The sequence below is a fragment of the Actinacidiphila yanglinensis genome (assembly GCF_900107965.1).
GTDB classification, from domain to species: domain Bacteria; phylum Actinomycetota; class Actinomycetes; order Streptomycetales; family Streptomycetaceae; genus Actinacidiphila; species Actinacidiphila yanglinensis.
Genome location: NZ_FNVU01000024.1, coordinates 13930 through 34525, shown reverse-complemented (window position 1 = coordinate 34525; position 20596 = coordinate 13930). Strand labels below are relative to the sequence as shown.

General features: G+C 71.9%; 13 protein-coding genes and 1 pseudogene. 2 read left to right on the top strand and 12 right to left on the bottom strand.

Annotated elements, in window-relative coordinates; translation table 11 throughout:
• Positions 1 to 17 precede the first annotated feature (17 nt).
• The 7 genes and pseudogenes from C4U44_RS35075 to C4U44_RS35050 all read right to left on the bottom strand — a co-directional run bounded on the left by C4U44_RS35075 (position 18) and on the right by C4U44_RS35050 (position 7928).
• Entirely contained in the window at positions 18 to 1694 is a 1677-nt protein-coding gene (locus C4U44_RS35075; RefSeq protein ID WP_200823513.1) for an ABC transporter substrate-binding protein, read from the bottom strand.
• Between the two features lie 73 nt (positions 1695 to 1767).
• On the bottom strand, positions 1768 to 2943 hold the full coding sequence (locus tag C4U44_RS35070) for an ABC transporter ATP-binding protein (protein WP_103890132.1): 1176 nt from the start codon (positions 2941 to 2943) through the stop codon (positions 1768 to 1770).
• Positions 2940 to 4052, bottom strand: a complete 1113-nt coding sequence (locus C4U44_RS42990) for an ABC transporter ATP-binding protein (protein WP_407642934.1) — start codon at positions 4050 to 4052, stop codon at positions 2940 to 2942. Before C4U44_RS42990 ends, C4U44_RS35070 begins: the two co-directional genes overlap by 4 nt.
• A gap of 195 nt (positions 4053 to 4247) precedes the next feature.
• Positions 4248 to 5078, bottom strand: a pseudogene (locus C4U44_RS42985) (ABC transporter permease); the annotation flags it as partial.
• A gap of 2 nt (positions 5079 to 5080) precedes the next feature.
• Positions 5081 to 6055: an ABC transporter permease gene (locus C4U44_RS35060; protein ID WP_103890130.1), complete on the bottom strand. Its 975-nt coding sequence runs from the start codon at positions 6053 to 6055 to the stop codon at positions 5081 to 5083.
• A 3-nt stretch (positions 6056 to 6058) separates the two neighbouring features.
• Positions 6059 to 6703 carry a ThuA domain-containing protein gene (locus tag C4U44_RS35055; RefSeq protein WP_160145172.1) on the bottom strand — a complete coding sequence of 215 codons (645 nt, stop codon included), beginning with the start codon at positions 6701 to 6703 and terminating at the stop codon, positions 6059 to 6061.
• A gap of 121 nt (positions 6704 to 6824) precedes the next feature.
• The gene (locus C4U44_RS35050; RefSeq protein WP_103890128.1) at positions 6825 to 7928 is read right to left on the bottom strand and encodes a Gfo/Idh/MocA family protein; all 1104 of its coding nucleotides are present in this window, start codon (positions 7926 to 7928) and stop codon (positions 6825 to 6827) included.
• A gap of 256 nt (positions 7929 to 8184) precedes the next feature.
• On the opposite strand from C4U44_RS35050, the gene C4U44_RS35045 reads away from it, so the two are divergent.
• On the top strand, positions 8185 to 9129 hold the full coding sequence (locus tag C4U44_RS35045; RefSeq protein WP_103890127.1) for a zinc-dependent alcohol dehydrogenase: 945 nt from the start codon (positions 8185 to 8187) through the stop codon (positions 9127 to 9129).
• 87 nt (positions 9130 to 9216) lie between these two features.
• Here C4U44_RS35045 and C4U44_RS35040 read toward each other — a convergent pair whose 3' ends face one another.
• The 3 genes from C4U44_RS35040 to C4U44_RS41310 all read right to left on the bottom strand — a co-directional run bounded on the left by C4U44_RS35040 (position 9217) and on the right by C4U44_RS41310 (position 11430).
• Complete coding sequence (locus tag C4U44_RS35040; RefSeq protein ID WP_200823512.1) at positions 9217 to 9903, bottom strand: GntR family transcriptional regulator; 687 nt, start codon at positions 9901 to 9903, stop codon at positions 9217 to 9219.
• A 210-nt stretch (positions 9904 to 10113) separates the two neighbouring features.
• The gene (locus tag C4U44_RS35035) at positions 10114 to 10929 is read right to left on the bottom strand and encodes a class I SAM-dependent methyltransferase (protein ID WP_103890125.1); all 816 of its coding nucleotides are present in this window, start codon (positions 10927 to 10929) and stop codon (positions 10114 to 10116) included.
• Between the two features lie 111 nt (positions 10930 to 11040).
• A complete protein-coding gene (locus C4U44_RS41310) occupies positions 11041 to 11430 on the bottom strand; it encodes a hypothetical protein (protein WP_146088418.1) in 390 nt (129 codons plus the stop codon).
• Between the two features lie 328 nt (positions 11431 to 11758).
• Between C4U44_RS41310 and C4U44_RS35025 the strand changes: the two genes are divergently transcribed.
• Entirely contained in the window at positions 11759 to 12721 is a 963-nt protein-coding gene (locus C4U44_RS35025) for an aminoglycoside phosphotransferase family protein (RefSeq protein ID WP_103890123.1), read from the top strand.
• A 125-nt stretch (positions 12722 to 12846) separates the two neighbouring features.
• On the opposite strand, the gene C4U44_RS35020 is transcribed toward C4U44_RS35025, so the two are convergent.
• Both C4U44_RS35020 and C4U44_RS35015 read right to left on the bottom strand, forming a co-directional pair.
• Positions 12847 to 16503, bottom strand: coding sequence for a discoidin domain-containing protein (locus C4U44_RS35020; protein WP_103890122.1), 3657 nt, complete (start codon positions 16501 to 16503; stop codon positions 12847 to 12849).
• Between the two features lie 98 nt (positions 16504 to 16601).
• Positions 16602 to 20501: a GH92 family glycosyl hydrolase gene (locus C4U44_RS35015; protein WP_103890121.1), complete on the bottom strand. Its 3900-nt coding sequence runs from the start codon at positions 20499 to 20501 to the stop codon at positions 16602 to 16604.
• Positions 20502 to 20596: the final 95 nt, after the last annotated feature.

Here is a 20596-nt window from a genome sequence, read left to right as displayed (position 1 = left end):
GTGCGGTGCGGGGCGGCTCAGACCGGCTTCAGCCGCAGGGCGACCACCGGATTGGGCACCGGGCTGAAGTAGGGGTTCTGCGGCGTGGGGAAGCCGGTCGCCTTCGCGGTGCTCCAGTTGCCGTAGCTGCCCCAGTAGAACATCGGGATCCAGGGCAGGTTCTCGACGAAGATCTTCTCGATCCCGTCCAGGATCTGCTGCCGCTGCGCGTCCGTCGTGGCCTTCGGGTACTCGTCGAAGAGCTGCTTGGCCTCGGCGTTCTGGAACCGCTCGATGTTCTGGTAGGTCGGCGTCGCCTTGCCGATCGGGAAGTACAGGTTCGGGTTGATGGTGTCGTAGTAGTAGGAGAACGCCCGCGGCGCGGAGTTCACCGGGTAGCCCATCGTGGAGTCGAACTCGCCCTTCGAGGTGATCACGTTGATGTCGTTCACCGTGGTCGTGTCGATGGTGAGCTTGATCCCGATGTCCTTGAGCTGGGAGACCAGCACCTGCACCCGGGAGGCGATGTCGGTGTACGCCGACGGGAAGCTGATCGAGAACTCGACCCGCTTGCCGCCCTTGTGGTAGTAACCGTCGCTGCCCTTGGCGTACCCGGCGTCGGTCAGCGTCTTCTCGGCCTTCGCCGGATCCTCCTCGAAGCCGACGCCCTTGTACTGCGGGGCGATCGACGAGGTGTACGCGGGCATCGGCAGGCCGGTCACGCTGGTGGCGGGCGGCGAGCCGGTCGCCGCGCCGACCTGCTTGCGCTTCACGCCGAGGCTGATCGCCCGGCGCACCGCGATGTCGCTCAGCGGCCAGCGCTCCAGGTTGGGGATGATCCCGTCGGTCCCGGCCAGCGGCGCCCAGTAGTTGTTGTGCTTGCTCCGGCTCAGGTAGGTCTTGTCGGCGTTGGCGATGTACGTGCCGCCCCAGTCCGCGAGCCCCTGGACCAGCGCGTTGGTCATGCTCTCGTTGTCCTTGTACGCCACGAACCGCAGCGAGGTGATCTCCGCCTTCGGCTGCCAGTAGTCCTCGTTGCGCACCAGGGTGAAGCTCTGGGCGGAGAAGGTGGACAGCTTGTACGGGCCGGTGCCGACCGGGTTCTTGTCGGTGTACGTGACCGGGTTCTTGACCGTCGACCAGATGTGCTTGCTGACGATCGGGACCGACACGACCTCGGTGAAGAACTGCTCGGAGGGCACGTCGAAGGTGAAGACGATCTGCGACGGGCTCGGCGCGGTGACCGTGCTGAACTTGACGCCGCCCAGGTTGAGCGCCGCGTTCTGCTTCAGCAGCATGTAGGTGAAGACCACGTCGTCCGCGGAGAACGGCTGGCCGTCCGTCCACTTCACACCGGTGTGCAGCTCGAGCGTCAGGGTCTTGTTGCCGTCCGACCAGCGCCAGGACTTCGCCAGCCAGGGCAGGTCGTTGCCGATGTCGACGGTGTTGATCTGGACCAGCGGCTCGTAGATGAAGCCGCCCGAGCCGGGGCTGGTGTAGGTCAGTCCCTGGGCGGTGTTCTCCAGGAACGGGTTGAAGACCTGGGTGAGGTTGTCGGACTGGGCGGCCACGGTCAGGGTGCCCTTTGCGGAGCTCGAACCGCCCGTCGAGCCGGTACAACCGTAGAGGGCGAGGGTTCCCGCGCCTGCGGCGGCGCTTGCGAGGAGGCCGCGTCTGGTCATGCCGGACGCGATCGGCGACTGCGAAGTGGTCACGTGCGTCTGCTCCTTTGGGAGTGGGGACAGCGGAAGGGCGGGGGAAACGGGCCGGCGGGGACGGCCCGGGGGATCAGTCGGTGGAGGTGTCCGGGGCGACGGGGGAGTCCGGGGTGACCGGGGAGTCCGGGGGCGCCGGGATGTCGAGGGAGACGGGAGCGGTCAGGGTCGCGACGGCCTCGGCGTTCTCGGCCCGCCGGGCACGCGCCTCCTCGTCGTCGGCGTACAGCCAGCAACGGGCGGTGTGGCCGGGGGAGATGTCGAACGACGCGGGGGTGTCGACCTTGCACCGCTCCATGGCGTACGGGCAGCGCGGGTGGAACCGGCAGCCGGCCGGCGGGTCGATGAGGCTGGGCGGCTGCCCGATGTCCTTGACCCGGTCGGCGCTCGCCCGCGACGGGTCGGGCGCCGACGCGATCAGCAACTGCGTGTACGGGTGCGCGGCCTGCTGCGTCACCGCCTCCGACGGCCCGCTCTCCACCACCTGCCCGGCGTACATCACCGCGGTGTCGGTGGCGAAGTACCGGGCGGAGGCGATGTCGTGGGTGACGTAGAGCATCGCGGCGTTGCGCTCCTCGGTGAGGCGGCGCAGCAGGTTGAGGATGCCCAGGCGGATGGAGACGTCCAGGCTGGAGACCGGCTCGTCGGCGAGGAACACCTCCGGGTCGGCGGCGAGCGCGCGGGCGATCGAGATGCGCTGCAACTGCCCGCCGGACAGTTCGTGCGGGTACTTCGCGGTGAACTGCCGCGGCGGCACCAGGTTGATCTGGGTCAGCAGGTCGTCGATGACCGCGGTCCGCTCCCTGCCGCGCTTGCCCGGATGGTGCAGGGCGACCGCGCGCCTGAGGGTGCCGGCGATCGTGGCGACCGGGTTGAAGGAGGCGAAGGGGTCCTGGAGGATCAGCTGCACCTGCCGCACGTGGTCGCGGAACGCCTTGCCGCGCAGCGCCCGGACCGACCGGCCGTGCAGTCGCACCTCGCCGCCGGTGACCGGGTACAGCTGCGCGAGCAGCCGGGCCAGGGTGGACTTGCCGGACCCGGACTCGCCCACCAGGGCGGTGATCCGCCCCGCGTACAGGCTCAGGCTCACGTCCTCGACGGCGTGCACGACCTTGCGGGTGGCGCCGCGCCGCGGCAGCCCGCCGCGCACCGGGAAGTGCTTGGTCACGTGGACCGCCTCGAGCACCGGCCGGCCGGCCGCGGCGCCGCCGGCGCCGGTGGCCACCTGGGCCGTCGTCTCACCGCTCATCGTGTCTCACCTGTCGCCAGCTCGTTCGGGGTGGTCTCGGAGTGCGGGTCGCCGGCGCCCGCCGCGGCCGCGGTGTCCGTCTTCGGGTCGGAGGCGGGGTCGGCCGCCGGGTCGGCTGCCTGATCCGGGCTCGCGTCCGTGTGCAGCAGGCAGGCCGCCAGCGAGCTGCCGCCGCCGGGCGCACCGATCCGGTACAGCTGCGGCACCTGCGCGGCGCAGGCGTCGAACGCGTGCGGGCAGCGCGGCCGGAAGGCGCATCCGGACGGCAGCCGGCGCAGGTCGGGCGGGGAGCCGGCGATGCCGGTCAGCTCCCGCTTGGGCCCGCCCAGGGTGGGGAAGGACGCAAGCAGCCCGCGGCTGTAGGGGTGCTGCGGCCGGCGGTAGAAGTCGTCGGCCGCCGCCATCTCGACGACCTTGCCGCCGTACATCACCGCGATGGTGTCGGACAGTTCGATCAGCAGCGACAGGTCGTGGGTGATGAACACGACCGAGAAGCCGAGCCGGTCCTTCAGCTCCATGATCTTCTCGATGATCTGCCGCTGGATGACGACGTCGAGCGCGGTGGTCGGCTCGTCCATCACGATGATCTCGGGGTCCAGGGCGAGCCCGACCGCGATCATCGCGCGCTGCCGCATGCCCCCGGACAGCTCGTGCGGGTAGGAGTTCGCCCGGTCGGCCGGGATGCCGACGATGCCGAGCAGCTCGATCACCCGGGCGGCGCGCTCGGGCGCGTTCATCCCCGGCCGGTGGGCGACGATGACGTCCTCGATCTGGGCGCCGATCCGCAGCACCGGGTTGAGCGCGTGCATCGCCGACTGGAAGACGATGGACAGCTCCTCCCAGCGGAACTCGCGCAGTTCGGTGTCGTCCATGGCCAGCACGTCGACGGTGCTGCCGTCCGGCTTGGTGTAGTGGATCTCGCCCTGCGAGATCTCGGCCGGCGGCTTGTGCAGCCGGGTGATGGCGTAGGCGAGGGTGGACTTGCCGGAGCCGGACTCGCCGGCGATGCCGAGCACCTCCCCGCGCCGCAGGGTGAACGACACGTCGCTGACCGCGGGCGTACGCCCGCCCTCGCCGACGTACTCCACCCGCAGGTTGCGCACGTCCAGGACGACGTCGGTGCTGTCCTGGGTGAAGGGTGCCGCGGCCGGCCGCCGGACGGCCGGCCCGCGCCGCTTGACCCGCCGGACCCGCTTCGCCGACACCTGGCCGCGCTGGGCCTTCTTGGTGCCGATCCCGGCCTGCCGCAGCCGGGGGTTGATGAACTCGTCGATGCCGAAGTTGACCAGGGACAGCGCGGTGCCGAGCACCGCGATCGCCAGCCCCGCGGGCACGAACCACCACCAGGCACCGGTCAGCAGCGCGCTGCCGGTCTGCGCCCAGTACAGGATCGTCCCCCAGGACCACTGGGTGACGTCGGCCAGGCCGAGGAACGCCAGGCTCGCCTGGGTGAGGATCGCGCCGGTCACCGTGCCGAGGAAGGAGGCGGCGATCACCGCCACCTGGTTGGGCAGGATGTCCTTGAGGATGATCCGCCAGGTGCGCTCGCCGGTGGCGCGGGCCGCCTCGACGAAGTCCCGCTTGCGCAGCGACAGGGTCTGCGCGCGCAGCACCCGGGCGCCCCACGCCCAGCCGGTCACCGTGATGACCAGGATGATGCCGAGCGACCCGCTGTGCGGCAGGTACGCGGCCAGGATGATGGTCAGCGGCAGGCTCGGCAGCACCAGGAACACGTTGGCCAGCAGCGACAGCAGCTCGTCGCCGATCCCGCCGATGTATCCGGCGGTGACGCCGACCAGGACCGAGAGGAGCGTGGTCAGCACCGCGGCGCCGATGCCGACGAACATCGAGGCGCGGGCTCCGTAGAGCATCTGCGACAGGATGTCCTGGCCGTTCTGGGTGGTGCCCAGCCAGTGCGAGGCGGACGGCCCGACCAGCGTGCTGTCGCTGACCGCGGACGGGTCGTAGGGCGAGACCCAGGGCGCGATGACGGCCAGCACCACGAAGATCAGCACGATCACCAGACCGCTGAGGGTCAGCGGCGAGCGCAGCAGGCGCAGCCAGAGGTGGTTGGGGCCCCCGGAGGACTCGGCGGTGGCGTCGGCCTCGGCCAGGGCAGCGGGTTGCAGGGCCATGATCAGCTCTCCCTTGTCCTCGGGTCGAGGAAGACGTACGCGATGTCGGCGATGAGGTTGGCGACGAGTACCAGCACCGTGATCAGCAGGAAGATCGCCGACATCAGCGGGTAGTCGGCCGCCTGCGCGGCCTTGAAGAGCACCGATCCGATGCCCGGGTAGTTGAAGACGACCTCGGTGACGATGGAGCCGCCGATGACGAAGCCCAGGGACATCGCGAAGCCCGACAGCGAGGGCAGCATCGCGTTGCGCGCCGCGTAGGTGTACATCACCCGGCGCTTGGACAGCCCCTTCGCCTCGGCGAGCCGGACGTAGTCCTCGCTGAGCGTGGTGACCATCATGTTGCGCATGCCGATCAGCCAGCCGCCGATCGAGGCGATGGTGATGGTCACCGCGGGCAGCACCGCGTAGTTGATCGCGCTGCCGATGAAGCCGCTGTTCAGCCCGATGTGCTGGTCGAGGGCGTAACCACCGGACAGCGGGAACCATTTGAAGGTGATCGCGAACAGGTAGACCATGATGATCGCGAACCAGAAGTACGGGATCGACGACAGGAACGTGGTGATCGGCACCAGCGAGTCGAGCCAGCTGCCCCGCTTCCAGCCGGCCAGCATGCCCAGCACGGTGCCGATGATGAAGCCGAGCACGGTGCAGATGGTGACCAGGATCAGCGTCCAGTACATGCTCTGGCCGAGCACCGTGCTGACCTTCGACGGGTAGTAGGCGTAGGAGATGCCGAAGTTGCCGGTGAAGACGCTGTGCCAGTAACTGACGTACTGCTGCCAGAGGTTCTGGTTCGACTGGCCGAACAGCACCCGCAGGGCGTGCACCGCGGACGGGCTGAGCTTGCCGTGGAACTGGTTGATCAGGTTGTCGGCCGGATTGCCCGGCATGATCCGCGGGATCAGGAAGTTGAGGCTGATCGCGGCCCACGCGGTGAGCAGGTAGAAGGCGATCTTCCGCAGGAGTGTGCGCACCGGTCATTCCCCGCTCTGGTCGGGCCGGTCGGGACGACACGCCCAGCGGGCGGCCCGCCGCACGAGCCGGCGCATCCCGGGCTCGCCCCAGATCCGCATGTCGTGGCCGAGTTGGAGGTAGCAGACCCGGCCCGCGCCGTGCCGCCGGGTGTGGACCAGCGGCTCGGTGCCGGTGTCGGTCTCCCGCCAGGCGAGCACCCGCACGTCCGGCGAGGTCGCCAGCCGGTAGTGCTCGTGGGTCACCTCGAACGGCTCGATGCCGGCGGTCAGTTCGTGGTCCGGGTCGAGCCGCACCTCGAACCGGCTCTCGTGCGGCAGCGGTCCGTGCGAGAGGTAGCGGCTGCCGATCAGCTCGGCCAGCAGCCGGTCGCCCTCGTCCAGTTGCTCCGGCGGCGAGGCCAGCACCGTCGTGGAGTGCAGCGCGACCAGGCCGCAGCCGCCGTGCACCGCCCGGGCCAGCGCCTCGCGCTGGCCGGCGGTGAACCGGCCCAGCGCGGTGTACAGGACGATCACGTCCGCGTCGGCGGCGGCGTCCAGCGGGGCGGTGCCCAGACCGCTCCGGGTGGCGAAGCCCTCCTCGGTCAGCGCGCTCTGCAGCGCGGACGCCGCGGTGAACAGGTCCTCGTACACGTCGTCGCCGCTGATCACGGCGAGGGCGGTGGGACCGGCGGCCCGAGCGGTCGGCCGCCCGGCGACTCGGCCGGCGGCGCGGCCGGTGCAAGGCGCCGAGGCATGGCGGGGCCTGGATATCTGCATGCGGAGGCTCGATTCAGTAGGTGGAGCGCAATTCACCGGTAGGGCTCCAGAAGCCCTCTGCGCGCCCGCTGGTCAGGGCGTTGTCCATCCGGTCCAGTGGCAGCGGGACCCGCCGCCGGGACCTGCTGCTCTCATATGTGGCGAAGATCAGTTCGGCGCCGCGCAGCGCGTGCCGCGCGTGCAGTGCCGGTGGCCGGCCGGTGCGCAGGGACTCGACCAGGTCGGTGATCGCGTCCGCGGTGCCGGCGACGATCGCGGGGTCCACCGCGTGGTCCCAGGTGCGGGAGTCGGTGGCGAACGGCGACTCCCGGACCAGGTCGTCCCTGCCGAAGCGCCGTACCAGGGCGCGGGCGCCCCGGATGTCGGCCCGTCCCCGGGTGCCCTGGACGATCAGTCCGAGGTCGTTCTCCAGGTTGAGCACGGAGGTGTGCGGTGCGCGCCCGGTGGAGACGACCGCGCGCACCCCGTCCGCCCAGCCGATCTGGGTGAGCGAGGCGGTCTCGGTGAACACGCCGTAGACGTAGCGGTTCACCGAGACGTCGATCTGGCCCAGCACCCATTCCGGCGCGGCGTCCTGCCGGTGGAAGAGGACGAGGTCGAGGATGTGGGTGCCCCAGTCGAACAGGTTCGGGCAGTAGCCCTCGACGGTCACCACCTCACCGATCTCGCCCTGCGCGATCCACTCCCGGGCCTGCCGCTGCACCGGATCGAAGCGGCGCTGGAGGTTGAAGGTGAGCTGCACCCCGGCGTCGGCGGCGCAGGTGGTCATCTCCACCGCGTCGCCGTAGCTGAGCGCGATCGGCTTCTCGCAGTGGACCGCCCGGGCGCCCGCTGCGACGGCCGCCCGCACCACGTCCAGGTGGAGGGCCGGCGGCGTGCAGACGCTGACGATGTCCGGCCGGGTCGCCGCGAGCAGTTCGCGGAAGTCGTGGTGGACCTCCCGCACGTCGAACTCCTCGGCCAGCCGTCGCGCCGCCGCCGTGTCCACGTCCGCGAGACCGGTCAGCCGCACCCCCGGAGCGGCGCGGTGGCCGAGCGCGTGCACCCGGCCCTGCGAGCCCGCTCCGATGACGACCGCCGTGAGGTCCGTCCCGGTCGTCCGTATCCGGTCGCCCATGACGCACTCCCCTCTCCCGGTCGGCCTGATGGTGTGCCAAACGCATACCACTTGGCGACATCTTAATACGAAGGGCGATCCTGTCTAGAGGTCGAACGGGAGGTAGCGCGGCGGAAATTCGACCAGCGATGCGGAAATCACGCCACAAAGACGGGCAATACGGACGAGCTATTCAGCCACGCCCATCGAGAACCAGGGCTTACCACTTAGAACCAGATGGCTACACTGACCCGCACCACCCAGACAGGAGACTCGCATGAGGTTCAGTCAACTCGTCGGCGCGCGCACCTCCGAAGTCGTCACTGCCGACGACCCGGTGCCCCACGACGACCAGGTGCTGGTGGAGGTGCTGGCCTGCGGGGTGTGCACCTCCGACATCGGCCCCTGGCTCACCCACGACCCGGCAGGACCGCCGGTCCGGCTCGGCCACGAGATGGTGGGCCGGGTCGTCGCCACCGGAGGGGACGCGACCCGGTGGCGGCCCGGCGACGTGGTGACCGGCCTGGGGGGCGACGGGCTCGCCACCCACGCGGTGATGGACGCCCAGGCGATACTCCCGGTCCCGCCGGGCATCGACCCCGCGCTCGCCATCGGCGAACCCGTCGCCGACCTGGAGGAGGCGCTGTCGCGCACCGGCATCGCGCCGGGCGCGCGCGTGGCCGTGGTGGGACTCGGCTTCATGGGACTGGGACTGGTCCAGCTCGCCCGGCGGCACGCGCCCGGGCTGCTCATCGGCGTCGACCCCGACCCCGCGCGCCGCCGCCGCGCCCTCGCCCTCGGCGCCGACCTCGCCTTCGCCCCCGACGAGTTGCCGGAGGAGTACCGCACCGGGAGCAGCCGTGCCACCGACGCCCGCCCGGACATCGTGCTGGAGGCCACCGGCGTCACCGGTGGGCTGAAGACGGCCGGCAGCATGGTCCGGCCGTTCGGCACGCTGTGCGTGGTCGGCTACCACCACACCGGCGACGCCATGATGGACATGGACCTCTGGTACAAGGCGGTCACCGTCGTCAACGGCTTCTGCCCGGACCGCACCCGGCTGATCGCCGCGATGCGCGAGACGCTCGACCTGATCGCGGAGCGGCGCTTCAGCTACGCACCGCTGGTCACCCACCGGTTCGGTCTCGACGACGTCGACGAGGCGTTCCGCCTGATGGAGGAGGCCGGCCCGGACTTCGTCAAGGGCGTCGTCGTGTTCTGACGGTTCCGCCGGGGGCCGGGGGCCGGGGGCCGGGGGCCGGGCCGGCCAGGCGCGAGGACGGTGACCTCGCGCCCGGCCGGCCCGCCGCTACGACCGTGCGAACGACGTCCGCAACCGGTAGCGGTCGCCCGCGTACCGGATCGTCGAGACGAACAGCGGCTCCTGCTGCGCGCTGAGCGCGAGTTGCCGCATCACCAGCACCGGGTCACCGGGCGCCAGGTCCAGGTGCTCGGCCGCCCACTCGTCCGCCTTCGTCGCCTCGATGGTGCTGTCCGCGCGCACCGGCTCCACCCCGGCCGCCGACAGGGTCGAGTACAGCGAGCGCTCCTGGAAGTCGACCTGCTCGATGTCCGGCACCAGCGCCTGCCGCAGCCGGGTCAGGTCCAGCGCTATCGGCACGCCCTCCAGGAACCGCACCCGCTCCAACCGGAACAGCGGCGTCCCCGGAGCGATGCCCAACTGCTCGGCCTCGTCGATGCTCGCCGGGGTCGTCTCCGCCCGCAGCACCTTCGAATGCGGCTTCAGGCCCATCCGGCTGGCCGTTTCGCTGAAGGACTCCAGGCTGTTCGGCCACTCCTTCTTCTGCACGCTCTGCGCGACGTACCAGCCGCGCCCGTGCGAAGGGTTGAGCACGCCGGCCTCGACCAGGCTGCCCAGCGCCTTGCGCAGCGTCACCCGGCTGATGCCCAGCTGCCGGCACAACTCCCGCTCCGGCGGCAACCGGCCACCGGGCTGCAGCACACCCCGGTCGATCTCGCCGCGGATCACGTTCACCGCCTGGATCCATAACGGCTCGGGATATCCGGGCAGAACGGCACCAGAGACCTCAGGTGAGTCATGCATACAGTAAGGCCCCCATAGCGATCCGGCGGTGAACGAGCGCGGATCACCTTAGCTTCACCGGCCACCGTCTGGCCAGAAGCCGCCACGCGGGGTGGCGGAGGCCCGTCGGGACCGGTGCCGGCGGCGCCGGCCGCGCGGCTCTCACCGCGCCCGCGCCACCCGCAGTTCGGTGAGGTACCGCTTGGTGACCCGGCCCGCGTAGCGCCGTTCGATCAGCGCGCCGATGCACTCCAGCAGCCCCTCCCGGGCCCGCGGCGGCAGCGCCCGGTGGCTGGAATAGGTGCGCAGCACCTCCAGGTACTCCGCCGCCGTGTACGCCAGCTCCCACTCATGGCGCCGGAAGGCCACCGGGCCGAACCGGCCGCTGCGGGCGGACTCCTCCTCATGGCCGCGGGTGTCGAGCTCCTCGACGGAGGGAAGCCGCAGCCCGGCGGGCGTGGCCGGGTCGAAACGCTCGTAGCAGCGCTGCGCCTCGGCGAAGAACTCCTCGGTGCCGCCGGCCACATGCAGGGTCGCGACCACCGCGAGAGCGCCGCCCGGCCGCAGCGCGTCGGCCGCCTTGGCCATGCGCACCGCCGGGTCGATCCAGTGGAACGCCGTCGCCGAGACCACCGCGTCGAAGGGCTCCCGCGGCAGCGGCCAGCTCTCGAAGTCCGTCGTCTCCACCTCGACCGCGCCGAACCCGGCCAGGTTGCGCCGCGCGACCGCGGCCATGCCCGGGCCCGGCTCGATCGCGGTGATCCGGCAGCCCTGCTCGGCGAGCGGCACCGTCGCCTTCCCGGTGCCCGCGCCCAGTTCCAGCACCCGGCAGCCCGGGCCGGTACCCGCCAGCGCGCGCAGGTCGTCGAACAGCTCCGGCGGATACCCGGGCCTGGCCCGGTCGTACAGCTCCGCGTCCTCGTCGAAGGTCCGGCTCAGCAGGGCACGGCGTGTCTCGTCAGGGGTGTCGTCGCGCATGCCCCCAGGGTAGGGACCGGCTGTCGCGTCGGTACGGTGCGTCGCCGCGGGAAGTGCCCGGCCCGGTCATCGGGCCGGGCCGGGCAGCACGTCGGGCGCCGTCTGCGCGGGTCAGCCCGAGAACGTCAGAATCGGGCTGAAGGCGTAGTAGTTGGAGCCGTTGAGCTCGCGGGCCGTGGAGCCGTAGCGGTGCCCGTTCGTTCCCGCGAAGACGATGGGGGCTATGTGACCGAGAATGCAGGGGTAGTCCTGGTCGAACTTGGTGGCACCGGACGTCTCGTCGTAGACGTAGAACTCCACGCTCGTGCACCCCGGGGTGGGTGCGATGATGTAGAAGTCCGGCGCCACGTTCTTTCCGCTCGCGCTGATACAGGACTTGAGAGACCCGGTCGTCCCGCAACCGCCGCCGGTACTGGCACTGGCGGTGCCCGGTGTGAGAGCGATGCCGGCCAACGCGGTCACGGCGACGGCCAACGAGGCAGCACTTCGACGTATCTTCATCTTCCTGAGCCCCCTGTTTCTCTTGTGTGTCCTTCGTCATGGGCGGTCCTGACCCGGTGCGCGCACAGCCGCACTCGGGTGTCGGGAGGCAGAGCCTCGGCCCGGGCGTCAGCGTCGCACGGCTCGACGGCGACGTGGAAGTCCGAGGAGCTGTGAGAGTGGGCGGCGATCACGGCGGGTGCCGGCTCGGGGTCCACGAGGTGTCGTGGAGCAGCAGGTCACCCGGGCCCCGTCGCCTCGCTCGCGTCTCCTCGTCCCGGACCCGCCCCAACCCGCGTGCGCGCAAAGTCCGTTGCGCGGGTACCGGGAACGATGGTGGGGTGGCCCGATGACCGACCGCAAGGACGACGGCTGCCTCCGGCCACGGGCCCTGGAGTGGGTGGGCCGGCACCTGGACCCGGGTGAACACGTCGTCGACACGGGGGTGTTGTACGGCGGGCTCACCGCGGAGATGCGCTGGCTGACCGTCGCCGGGCCGGACGGCGGGTCCCGCCGGCTGGTGCTGCGGACCTTCACCCATCCGGAGTTCGTCGCGGACGCCGAGCGGCTCTTGGCCGGTGAGGCCGCCGCGCTCGCAGTGCTCACCGGGACCGGCGTCCCGGCGCCGCGGCCGGTCGCCGTCGACGCGCACGCCGCGCACTGCGAGTACCCCTCGCTGCTCATGACCCACCTGCCGGGCCGGACCCTCCTCGCCGACGACGGGATCGAGGAGCGCGTCGTGCCGCTGGCCCGCCAGCTGGTGGCGATCCACCGGCTGCGCCCCGCCGCACGCCCCGCCGGCTACCAGCCGTGGACCACCGCCGAGGAGGTCGTCCCACCACCCGGCGCGGACGCGGCCGCGTGGTCCGCGGCGGTCGAGGTGATCCGCGCGCCCGCCCCGGCGTACGAAGGGCGGTACCTGCACCGGGACTTCCACCCCTGCAACGTGCTGTTCGAGCCTGGCCCCGAGGGCGCGCGCGAGCCGCGGATCACCGGGGTCGTCGACTGGGTGCAGACCTCCTGGGGCCCGGCGGACCTCGACGTCGCGCATTGCTCCAGCAACCTCGCGATGCTGCACGGACCCGCGTGGGCCGGGCGGTTCGCCCGGGAGTACGAGCGGGCCGGCGGGGTGCTGGCCGCCACCGCGGGGGAGCGGCGGTACTGGCGCCTGCTGGACGCGCTCGCCTTCTCCGAGGCGGCGACCTGGGTGGTCAGGGCGTGGCGGGAGGCCGGCCGGGAGGACCTGACGGTGCACGCGGTGGAGCAGCGCCTCGACGCCTACGTGACCGGCCTCATGGACGCCGCGGACTGAGCCGGACCGGGCCGACCGGTGGCGCGGGGGCCCGGCCGAAGGAGCCGCCCGGCACCCCGCCCCTCGGGGCGCGGTGCCGGACTCGGCCGTTCCGGGCGCAACCGCCCACCGGCAGGCCGCGTCCCTCAGAGCCTGCGCAGCGGCAGGTTCAGCGCCTCCGCGGTGAAGCGCGGCTCGCCCGAGGGCAGCGCCCGCGCCGGCCAGGACACGGTGACGTCCCGGCTCTCACCCGGCAGCAGCCACAGGTAGTTGTCGCTGTAGCGGGCCGGCAGCACCCGGGTGTCGGCGTGCGCGTCCCGCACCCCGAGCCGCAGCAGCGCGGCGACGCCGTCCCCGTCGTTGCGCAGGGACACCACCGCCTCGTCGCGGCCGGTGCGGCGCACACCGGTCCGCAACCGCGCCGTTGCCAGGTCGTTCACCGCCCGGACGTCGGAGGCGGCGCGGTAGCGCAGGTAGGAGTTGTCGGAGAGCTGCGTGCCGTGCCGGTCGGTGAGGGTCAGGCGCAGCAGGTGCGGCGTGGGCAGCCCGTCGGCGAACGGCACGGTGAACGCCGCCGCCGAGGAGGACGCCGCCACGTCCAGGGTGCGGGTCTGCGCGGCGGCCAGCGACGTGCCGTGCAGGTCCACCAGCCGCGCCGTGACCGTCACGCCGGTCAGCGCGGCGGCGGTCTGGTTGACCGCGTGCACCTGCCAGTCGGCCAGACTCGCCTGGACGTGCAGCGGTTCGCACCCCTTGCGGGCCCCGTAGTAGCTGCCGTTGACGTCGAGGTCGTAGTCGTAGGTCTGCCAGACGGTGCTGTGGTGCGCCGGGTGGGACATCCACAGCAGCACCCCGGAGGCGTCGTCCCACATCGTCGCGTTGTACGCCTCGAAGATGGCGCGCATGCTCTCGTAGTTGACGAACTGGGCGCGGGCGCAGAAGTCGTCGAGGGAGTCGGAGGCACCGAACCGGTCGTCGACGGCGGCCCGGTAGGTGTCCGGGTTCTGGCCGCCGCGGGTGCACCAGTCGTGGTGGAACCAGACGTCGCCGATCGGCCAGGACGGCTGGTCGCCGGCCAGGTGCCGCATGCTCTCGGCGACCGGCACGGTCGGGATGCCGATCTCCGAGTGGAAGCCGTAGCTGCCGATCGAGTAGGTGTCGCCCGAGAAGTACTTCGCCGGGTCGATCCAGGAGTACGGTCCGTGGCCGGTGACGATGCCGCCCGCGGAGTTGCCCTGGTAGAGGATGCCCGGGTGCACAGCGGTGACGGCGGCGCGCAGCCCGGCGTCGATGGCGGCCGGCGGGTCGCTCTCGTTGGTGGCACACCACACCGCCAGGCACGGGTGGTGGCGGTAGCGCAGCACCGTGTCGCGGGCGATGTCGAGGAAGGCCGTGAGGCCCGCGTCCGGCGGGAAGATCGCGTCGCCCTCCCAGAAGTCGTTCCACACCAGGATGCCGTTGCGGTCGCAGGCGGCGAAGAACTCCTCGCGGTTGCTGGAGCCGATCCAGTTGCGGATCATCGTGAAGTTCATGTCGCGGTGCATGCCGACCGCGTCGTCCATCCGGTCCGGCAGCATCCGGCGCAGCAACTCGTCGAAGCCCCAGTTGCCGCCGCGGCACAGCACCCGCACGCCGTTGACGGCGATCTGGAGCTGGGTGCCGGTGTTGCTGACGGACTGCACGTCGGTCCAGGTCGCGCCGTCGTCGGAGACCTGCACGGTGAACGTCAGGGCGTAGGCGGTCTCCCAGGTGATGACGACCTGGTCGAAGGCCGCGGACGCGCCCAGGTCGACCTGGATCCACTGGTCGTCGGAGTACCCCGACGACCAGCGGGTGGTGTCGCTGCCGTCGACGGCGTTGGCGGGCTGGTCGGAGTCGTTGTCGCTGGAGGATGCCGTCGCGGTCCTGTGCAGGGCCAGATCGGTGCCGGGCGCCGCGCTGTCCAGCACCGACAGCGTCCACATCGACGCGCCGAAGCCGGTGGCGCGCTTGCCGCACTGGATGCGGACGTAACGCGCCTGCTGCTGCGGCAGGTTCACGGTCTGCGGCGCGGAGTGGCCGTTCGAGCCGATGACGATGGGCTGGTCGTAGTGGTAGTCGAACTGCCGCAGCCCGACCTGCGCGGTGCGCCGGTCGGAGGTCTTCCCGGCCGCGGTGGCGGTCAGCACCAGGTCGTGCAACGCCGGGTCGCCGTAGCCGTTCGGCCACCACAACTGCGGCGTGGCGATGCGCAGTTGCGGGTGATCGGCGGGAGCGAAGACGATCTCGCGGCTCTCGCCCGCCGCGAGGGTGACGGTGCTGCTGACCCGCGCGCCGTGCAGCGTCGCGCCGACCGTGGTCCGCTGCGCCGCACCGCCCGCGTTGCGGACCGGGACGACCACGGTCACCTCGGCGGCGCCGGCCGCGGGCAGGTCGGGCAGGGCGGTGTCCACCCGCGGGTCGCCGATCACCACGTCCCCGGTGGAGCGGAGGCGGACGTGGTTCCAGATGCCCGCCGCCCGGTCGCGCACCGCGGGCATCCAGTCCCAGCCGCTGATCGACAGGTAGGTCGGCGAATCCGCGGCCGCGGCGACGGAGTTGAGGGTGGAGATGCCCGACGGGCCCTTGTCGCCCGGGTTTCCGGGGTGCGGCATCGGGGCGATGCTCACCGCGAGCACCTGCTCGCCGGAGCCGAGCGCGCCGGTGACGTCGAAGGCGGCGCGGGCGACCGGGTAGGTCACCTCGCCGACCTTCCCGCCGTTCAGCCACACCTCGGCCTGGTGGTTGACGCCGTCGAACTCCAGCCAGACGCGGCGGCCGTGGCCGGTGGCCAGACCTGCCGGCAGGTGGAACGCCCGCCGGTACCACCAGCCGTGCCGCGACAGCGCCTCCGGTGCCCGCATGTTGTTGAAGCCCACCGTCGGCTCCGGCAGGTGCCCCTGCTCGACCAGCGACGCGTGCACGGTGCCGGGCACCGTCGCGGGCAGCCAGCCGCTGACGTCCAGCCCGCCGGCGGACAGCGCCGCGCCGTCGTCCGAGCCCGCCAGGTCGTCCATGGTCAGGGTCCAGCCGGACTCCAGCGGGACGGTGCCGTCGCCGGCCACCTTCAACGCGGGGGCCTGCGCGGTGTGCCGTCCCCAGTCCGTCCAGCCGGTCGCCGCGGGCCGGTGCGTCCGGCAACTGCCGTACACCTCGAAGCCGTTCAGGCCGACCGGGTTGGCGTTCGCCCGCTTGGTGGAGGTCATCCGGATCCAGCGGGCGGTCACCGGCTCCGGCAGGGTGATGGTCATCGTGCCGCCGGTGCCGCTGGACGTCTCGTACACCGAGCGCCACGCGTCGCCGTCGTCGGACACCTCCAGCGAGAAGGCGACGGCGCAGCTCGACAGCGCCTCGAAGCCCGTGGTGTGCAGGAAGGGGTTGATGCCCGGGTCCGGGGTGAAGCCCGGATCGGAGCTGTCCGCCTCGAAGACCAGCACCACCGACTCGATGGTGGCGGGCGCCTGCAGGTCGACGCTGATCCACTGCGGGTCGCCGGCCGCGGCGCGCCACCCCGAGCCGCGTACGCCGCTCTGCGCGAGGCCGTCCACCGCGAACGACCCGGGTGTGGGCGCCCAGTCGGTCGAGGAGACGGCCACCGGGCGGTACCGCGCGAGGTCGGTGCCGCCCGCGGCGGCCTGCGCGGCGGCGGAGGCACCGGCGGGGGCGGCGCTGCCGGCCGCGTGCGCGGCCTCCGGCAGCGCCGCCGACAGCGCGAAGCCGGCGAGCAGCGTGGCGTTGGTACGGAGGAAGGTGCGGCGGGACGTGCGGGGCTGGTGCTCGGGCATCTCTGGCTCCGGGGGTGCGGTTTCGCCGCGTGCTGCGGCCGGTGTGCGGGGCGCGACGCCCTCCCCGGGGGGAGAGGGCGCCGCGTGGGGGCCGCTGCTCAGCGGCCGAGCAGCTCCACCTCCGACAGGGTGGTCGCGGTGCCGCCGGTGAAGTCGATCCGGTAGTAGGCGTGGCTGCCGGTCGGCGTGCTCGGGCTGAACGCCCTTGTCTGCTGGCGCCAGTCGAAGCCCTCACCGCTGCGGCGGTCCACGGTGGTCCAGCGCGTGCCGTCGTCGGAGACGCTGAGCGTCCAGGCCGACGGATCGCCGCCGGTCCCGGCGCCGCTGGTGAGGGTGTACTGGTCCAGTGCCTGCGGCTGGTCGAAGTGGTACTCCAGCGCGCCCGCTCCGGCCGCCAGGGTCGCCTCGGTGGACGAGGTGTCGTCGAAGAGCGCGGCCGGGGCGGTGGTGCCGCCGGCGGTCGCCGTGCCCTTGCCCGGCCCGGTGAGGTCGCTCGGCGGGTCGGCGACGGCCGAGCCGGTCGTCAGCGACGGGGGCGCGTCCGCGGGGGCGGTACCCCAGCCGGACGGGTGGGACCCCATCCGGAGGTCGATCCGCCCGCCGCGGGTGAGGTCGGCGTGCTCCAGGTACGTCTTGTCGTAGGCATGGCCGTCGACCGTCATCGACTGGATGTAGATGTTGCTGCCGGAGTTGCCGTGCGCGGTGATGGTCAGCGGGCGGCCGCCGGCCGGGTGGAGGGTGACCTGGTCGTACAGCGGCGAGCCGACGGCGAAGGTCGGCGAGCCGGACTGCAGCGGGTAGAGGCCGAGCGCGTTGTCGAGGTAGAAGGCCGACATGGAGCCGTTGTCCTCGTCGCCCGGGTAGCCCTGGCCGATGGTGCTGCCGGTGAACAGGCGGCTCATCGCGTCGCGGACGTGCTGCTCGGCCTTCGCCGGCTGCCCGACGTAGTCGTACATGTAGGGGACGTCCATCGACGGCTGGTCGTTGAACGCCCACTGGCCGATCCGGTCGTCACGGGACTCGAACATCTCGTGGTACGGCCCGAAGATGCCGCCGCCGTACTGCGCCGTCTCGGGGGTGGCGAAGAACTGGTCCAGCTTGTCGGCGAGCCCGCTGCGGCCGCCGTAGAGGTTCGCCAGCCCGTTGCCGTCCTCGGGCACCGCGAAGGCGTAGGTCCAGCCGTCGCCCTCGGTGTAGTCGGTGGCGTTCCAGTCCAGCGGGTTGTACGTCGACGCGCCGTGCTCGAAGGTGCCGTCGGCGTTCTTCGGCTGGAAGAAGCCGGTGGACGGGTCGAACAGGTCGACGTAGTGCTGCGCGCGGTCGTTGAAGTACCGGGCGTTGTCGACGTATTCGCGGTGGTGCGGGTCGCTGGCCGGCGTGGTGGACGCGAGCTTCTGCGACATCTGCGCGATGCCGTAGTCGGCGAGGTAGTCCTCCAGCGACACCGACGCGCTCGACCCGCTGGTCTGCGGGGTGTAGCCGAGGAACGTCGACTCCTGCACGTCCGGGCGCCCGGTGATCCCGGACGACGGCACCGTGGCGTCCTTCACCGCCGCCTCGTACGCGTCGCGCACGTCGAAGTCGGTGACGCCGCGCAGGTACGCATCGGCGATCGCCACGTCGGAGTTGGTGCCGCTGAAGCCGAGGTAGCCCGGCGCGGTCCACTGGCCGATCCAGCCGCCGTCCCGGTACTGCTGCACGAACCCGTCGATCATCTTGCCGGTGAGTTGCGGATACAGCAGCGAGTCCAGCGGCCAGGCCGTCCGGTAGGTGTCCCAGAAGCCCTCGTTGGCGTACGGCTGGCCGGACTTGACCGCGGCTCCGGTGGCCACCGGCGAGGACGGCCCGGCCGAGGCGGAGTACGGGCTGGCGTACTTGTCGTCGGGCTTCGCGGTGGTGCCGGTGTTCTCGTAGAGCTCGTTCGGGTACAGGTTGAGCCGGTACAGGCTGGAGTACAGCGAGGTGAGCTGGTCCTGGCTCGCGCCGCGCACCGTGACCACGCCGAGCGCCTTGTCCCAGGCGGCCCGGGCGGCGGCGTGCACCGCGTCGAAGTCGCGCTGCCCGACCTCCTGTTCGAGGTTGCGCCGGGCCTGGTCGACGCTGATGAAGGAGGTCGCGATGCGCATCGTGAGCTGGTGGCCGCCGCCCAGGTCGAACGCGGTGTAGCCGCCGACGTCCGGTCCGCCGCCCCCGGTGAGGGAGCCGCTGCCGGTCATCGGCCGGTCGAAGGTCGCGTAGACGAACATCCGCGGCGCGCCCCAGAATCCGGCGACGTCCGAGTAGCCGGTGACCGTGCCGGTCGCCTTGTCCACGGTCAGCCCGCCGTTGTCGTTGACGTTGTCGAAGATCAGGCTGTCGTCGCCGCCGGGGAAGGTGAACCGCATCTCCGCCGCATGGTCGGTGGGCGTCATCTCGGCCCGGATGCCGTTGTCGAACGTCACGCCGTAGTAATCGGGTTGGGCGGTCTCGTGGTCGTGGCTGAACGCCAGGCCGCGGGTGGCGCGGTCCGCGGTGGTGGGTGCGCCGGACGCCGACGGCATCACCTGGAACGTCTGGTGGTCCTGCACCCAGATGCTGGGCTCGTGGCTGACCCCGAACGCCTGGATCACCGGCTCGTTCGCCGCGTTGTTGTCCTGCTGGTAGGTGTAGATCGAGCTGGTGGTGCCGGCGTTCGTCTCCGGCGTCCAGAAGTTGAAGCCGTGCGGGACCGCGGTGGCGGGGAAGTTGTTGCCGCGCGAGTAGTCGCCGGAGGAGTCGGTGCCGCGGGTGGTGACCACGCAGGTCGACGGGTGCGCGCAGGTGTTCGCCGCGGGCGCCGGCCGCAGCGCGATGTCGTCCAGCCAGCCGCTGAAGTGGGCCGGGCCGCCCGGGTTGTCGTAGTCGACCAGGATCCGGGTGACCGTCCTGCCCGCCGCGACCGCGCCGAGGTCGGCGTCGACGGCGTTCCACTGCCCGGCGTGCAGGACCTTCGCCGCACCCTGGCCGGCCGCCGTCAGCGCCTTGCCGTACTGGTCGGTGGCGCCGAGCCGGCTCAGGTAGGTGCCGTCGCTGAACGCCAGGTCGACCGAGACGTACGTGCTCGGGTAGGCCAGGTCGTTGCCGGTGCGCTCCGGGAAGATCGCGTACGACAGCCGGGTGTCGCGCCGGACCGGGATCGACACCTGGTAGACCTTGTCGGCGACGCTGCCGTGGCCGGCGAGCTGCCACCCCGCGTACTTCAGCGCGTGGGTGCCGGTGAAGCCGACGTTCGGCTTGATGGTGGGGCCGGAGGCCGGACCGCTGCCGACCGCGGTGGTCATCCCCGCGGGGCCGCCGTCACCGGCGGCGAGCACCAGTTCCGCCAGCTGGGTACGGCTGTCCCCGTGGTTGGCACTGACCGCCAGCCGGTAGCTGCTGTAGTCGCCGGCCCGGCGGACGGTGAAGATCCTGGTCTGCCCGCGCTGGGCGAAGTCCTGGCCGCCCTCGCTGTCGAGCGTGTGCCAGCTCTGCCCGTCGTCCGAGCCCTGCAGCGCCCACGACGTGGGGTCCTGGGTGGGGGAGTCGCCCGCCGAGGTCATCGCGTACCGCGTGACCCGCGTGGCCCCGCCGAGGGTGACGGTCAGCGCCGGGGTCCTGCTGTCCGCCTGCCACGAGGTGCCCGCGTCGCCGTCGGCGGCGCGGGTGGCGCCGTGGTCGGGCAGCACCTCCGAACCGGCGGTGACCGAGGCCACCGACGCCATCACCGAACCGGGCAGCGCGCCACCTGAGTCGGGGACGACCCCGCTGTCCGGCAGGTGGCCGCCGGGGCCGGTCTCGGGCGTGCTCTGCCAGTTCGGCGCGGGGCCGGACGGCTCGAACGACGACGAGAAGGTGCCGCCGTCCGCACCGTGCCCGGAGGCCGCCTGCGCGCCGGCGGCGGGCAGGACGGCCAGCACCATCCCGGTGAGCACCGCCACCGCGGCCGGCCACCGGCGTGAGCGGAACGGGCGGGATCGGGAACGGCGGACGGGTGCGGACATGACCGGGCTCCTCAGCTGGGCGACGTGCTCCAACGCGCATGCCGGACAACTGCCGTGCAGGGGAGCGCACTTCGTGACAACGTTGCCAGCGCGGG

Bases quoted from the DNA above. Each gene is read 5' to 3' on its own strand.
- C4U44_RS35020 (WP_103890122.1), bottom strand. From the start codon at position 16,503: ATGCCCGAGCACCAGCCCCGCACGTCCCGCCGCACCTTCCTCCGTACC.
- C4U44_RS35025 (WP_103890123.1), top strand. From the start codon at position 11,759: ATGACCGACCGCAAGGACGACGGCTGCCTCCGGCCACGGGCCCTGGAG.
- C4U44_RS35045 (WP_103890127.1), top strand. From the start codon at position 8,185: ATGAGGTTCAGTCAACTCGTCGGCGCGCGCACCTCCGAAGTCGTCACT.
- C4U44_RS35070 (WP_103890132.1), bottom strand. From the start codon at position 2,943: ATGAGCGGTGAGACGACGGCCCAGGTGGCCACCGGCGCCGGCGGCGCC.
- C4U44_RS35035 (WP_103890125.1), bottom strand. From the start codon at position 10,929: ATGCGCGACGACACCCCTGACGAGACACGCCGTGCCCTGCTGAGCCGG.
- C4U44_RS35050 (WP_103890128.1), bottom strand. From the start codon at position 7,928: ATGGGCGACCGGATACGGACGACCGGGACGGACCTCACGGCGGTCGTC.
- C4U44_RS35015 (WP_103890121.1), bottom strand. From the start codon at position 20,501: ATGTCCGCACCCGTCCGCCGTTCCCGATCCCGCCCGTTCCGCTCACGC.
- C4U44_RS41310 (WP_146088418.1), bottom strand. From the start codon at position 11,430: ATGAAGATACGTCGAAGTGCTGCCTCGTTGGCCGTCGCCGTGACCGCG.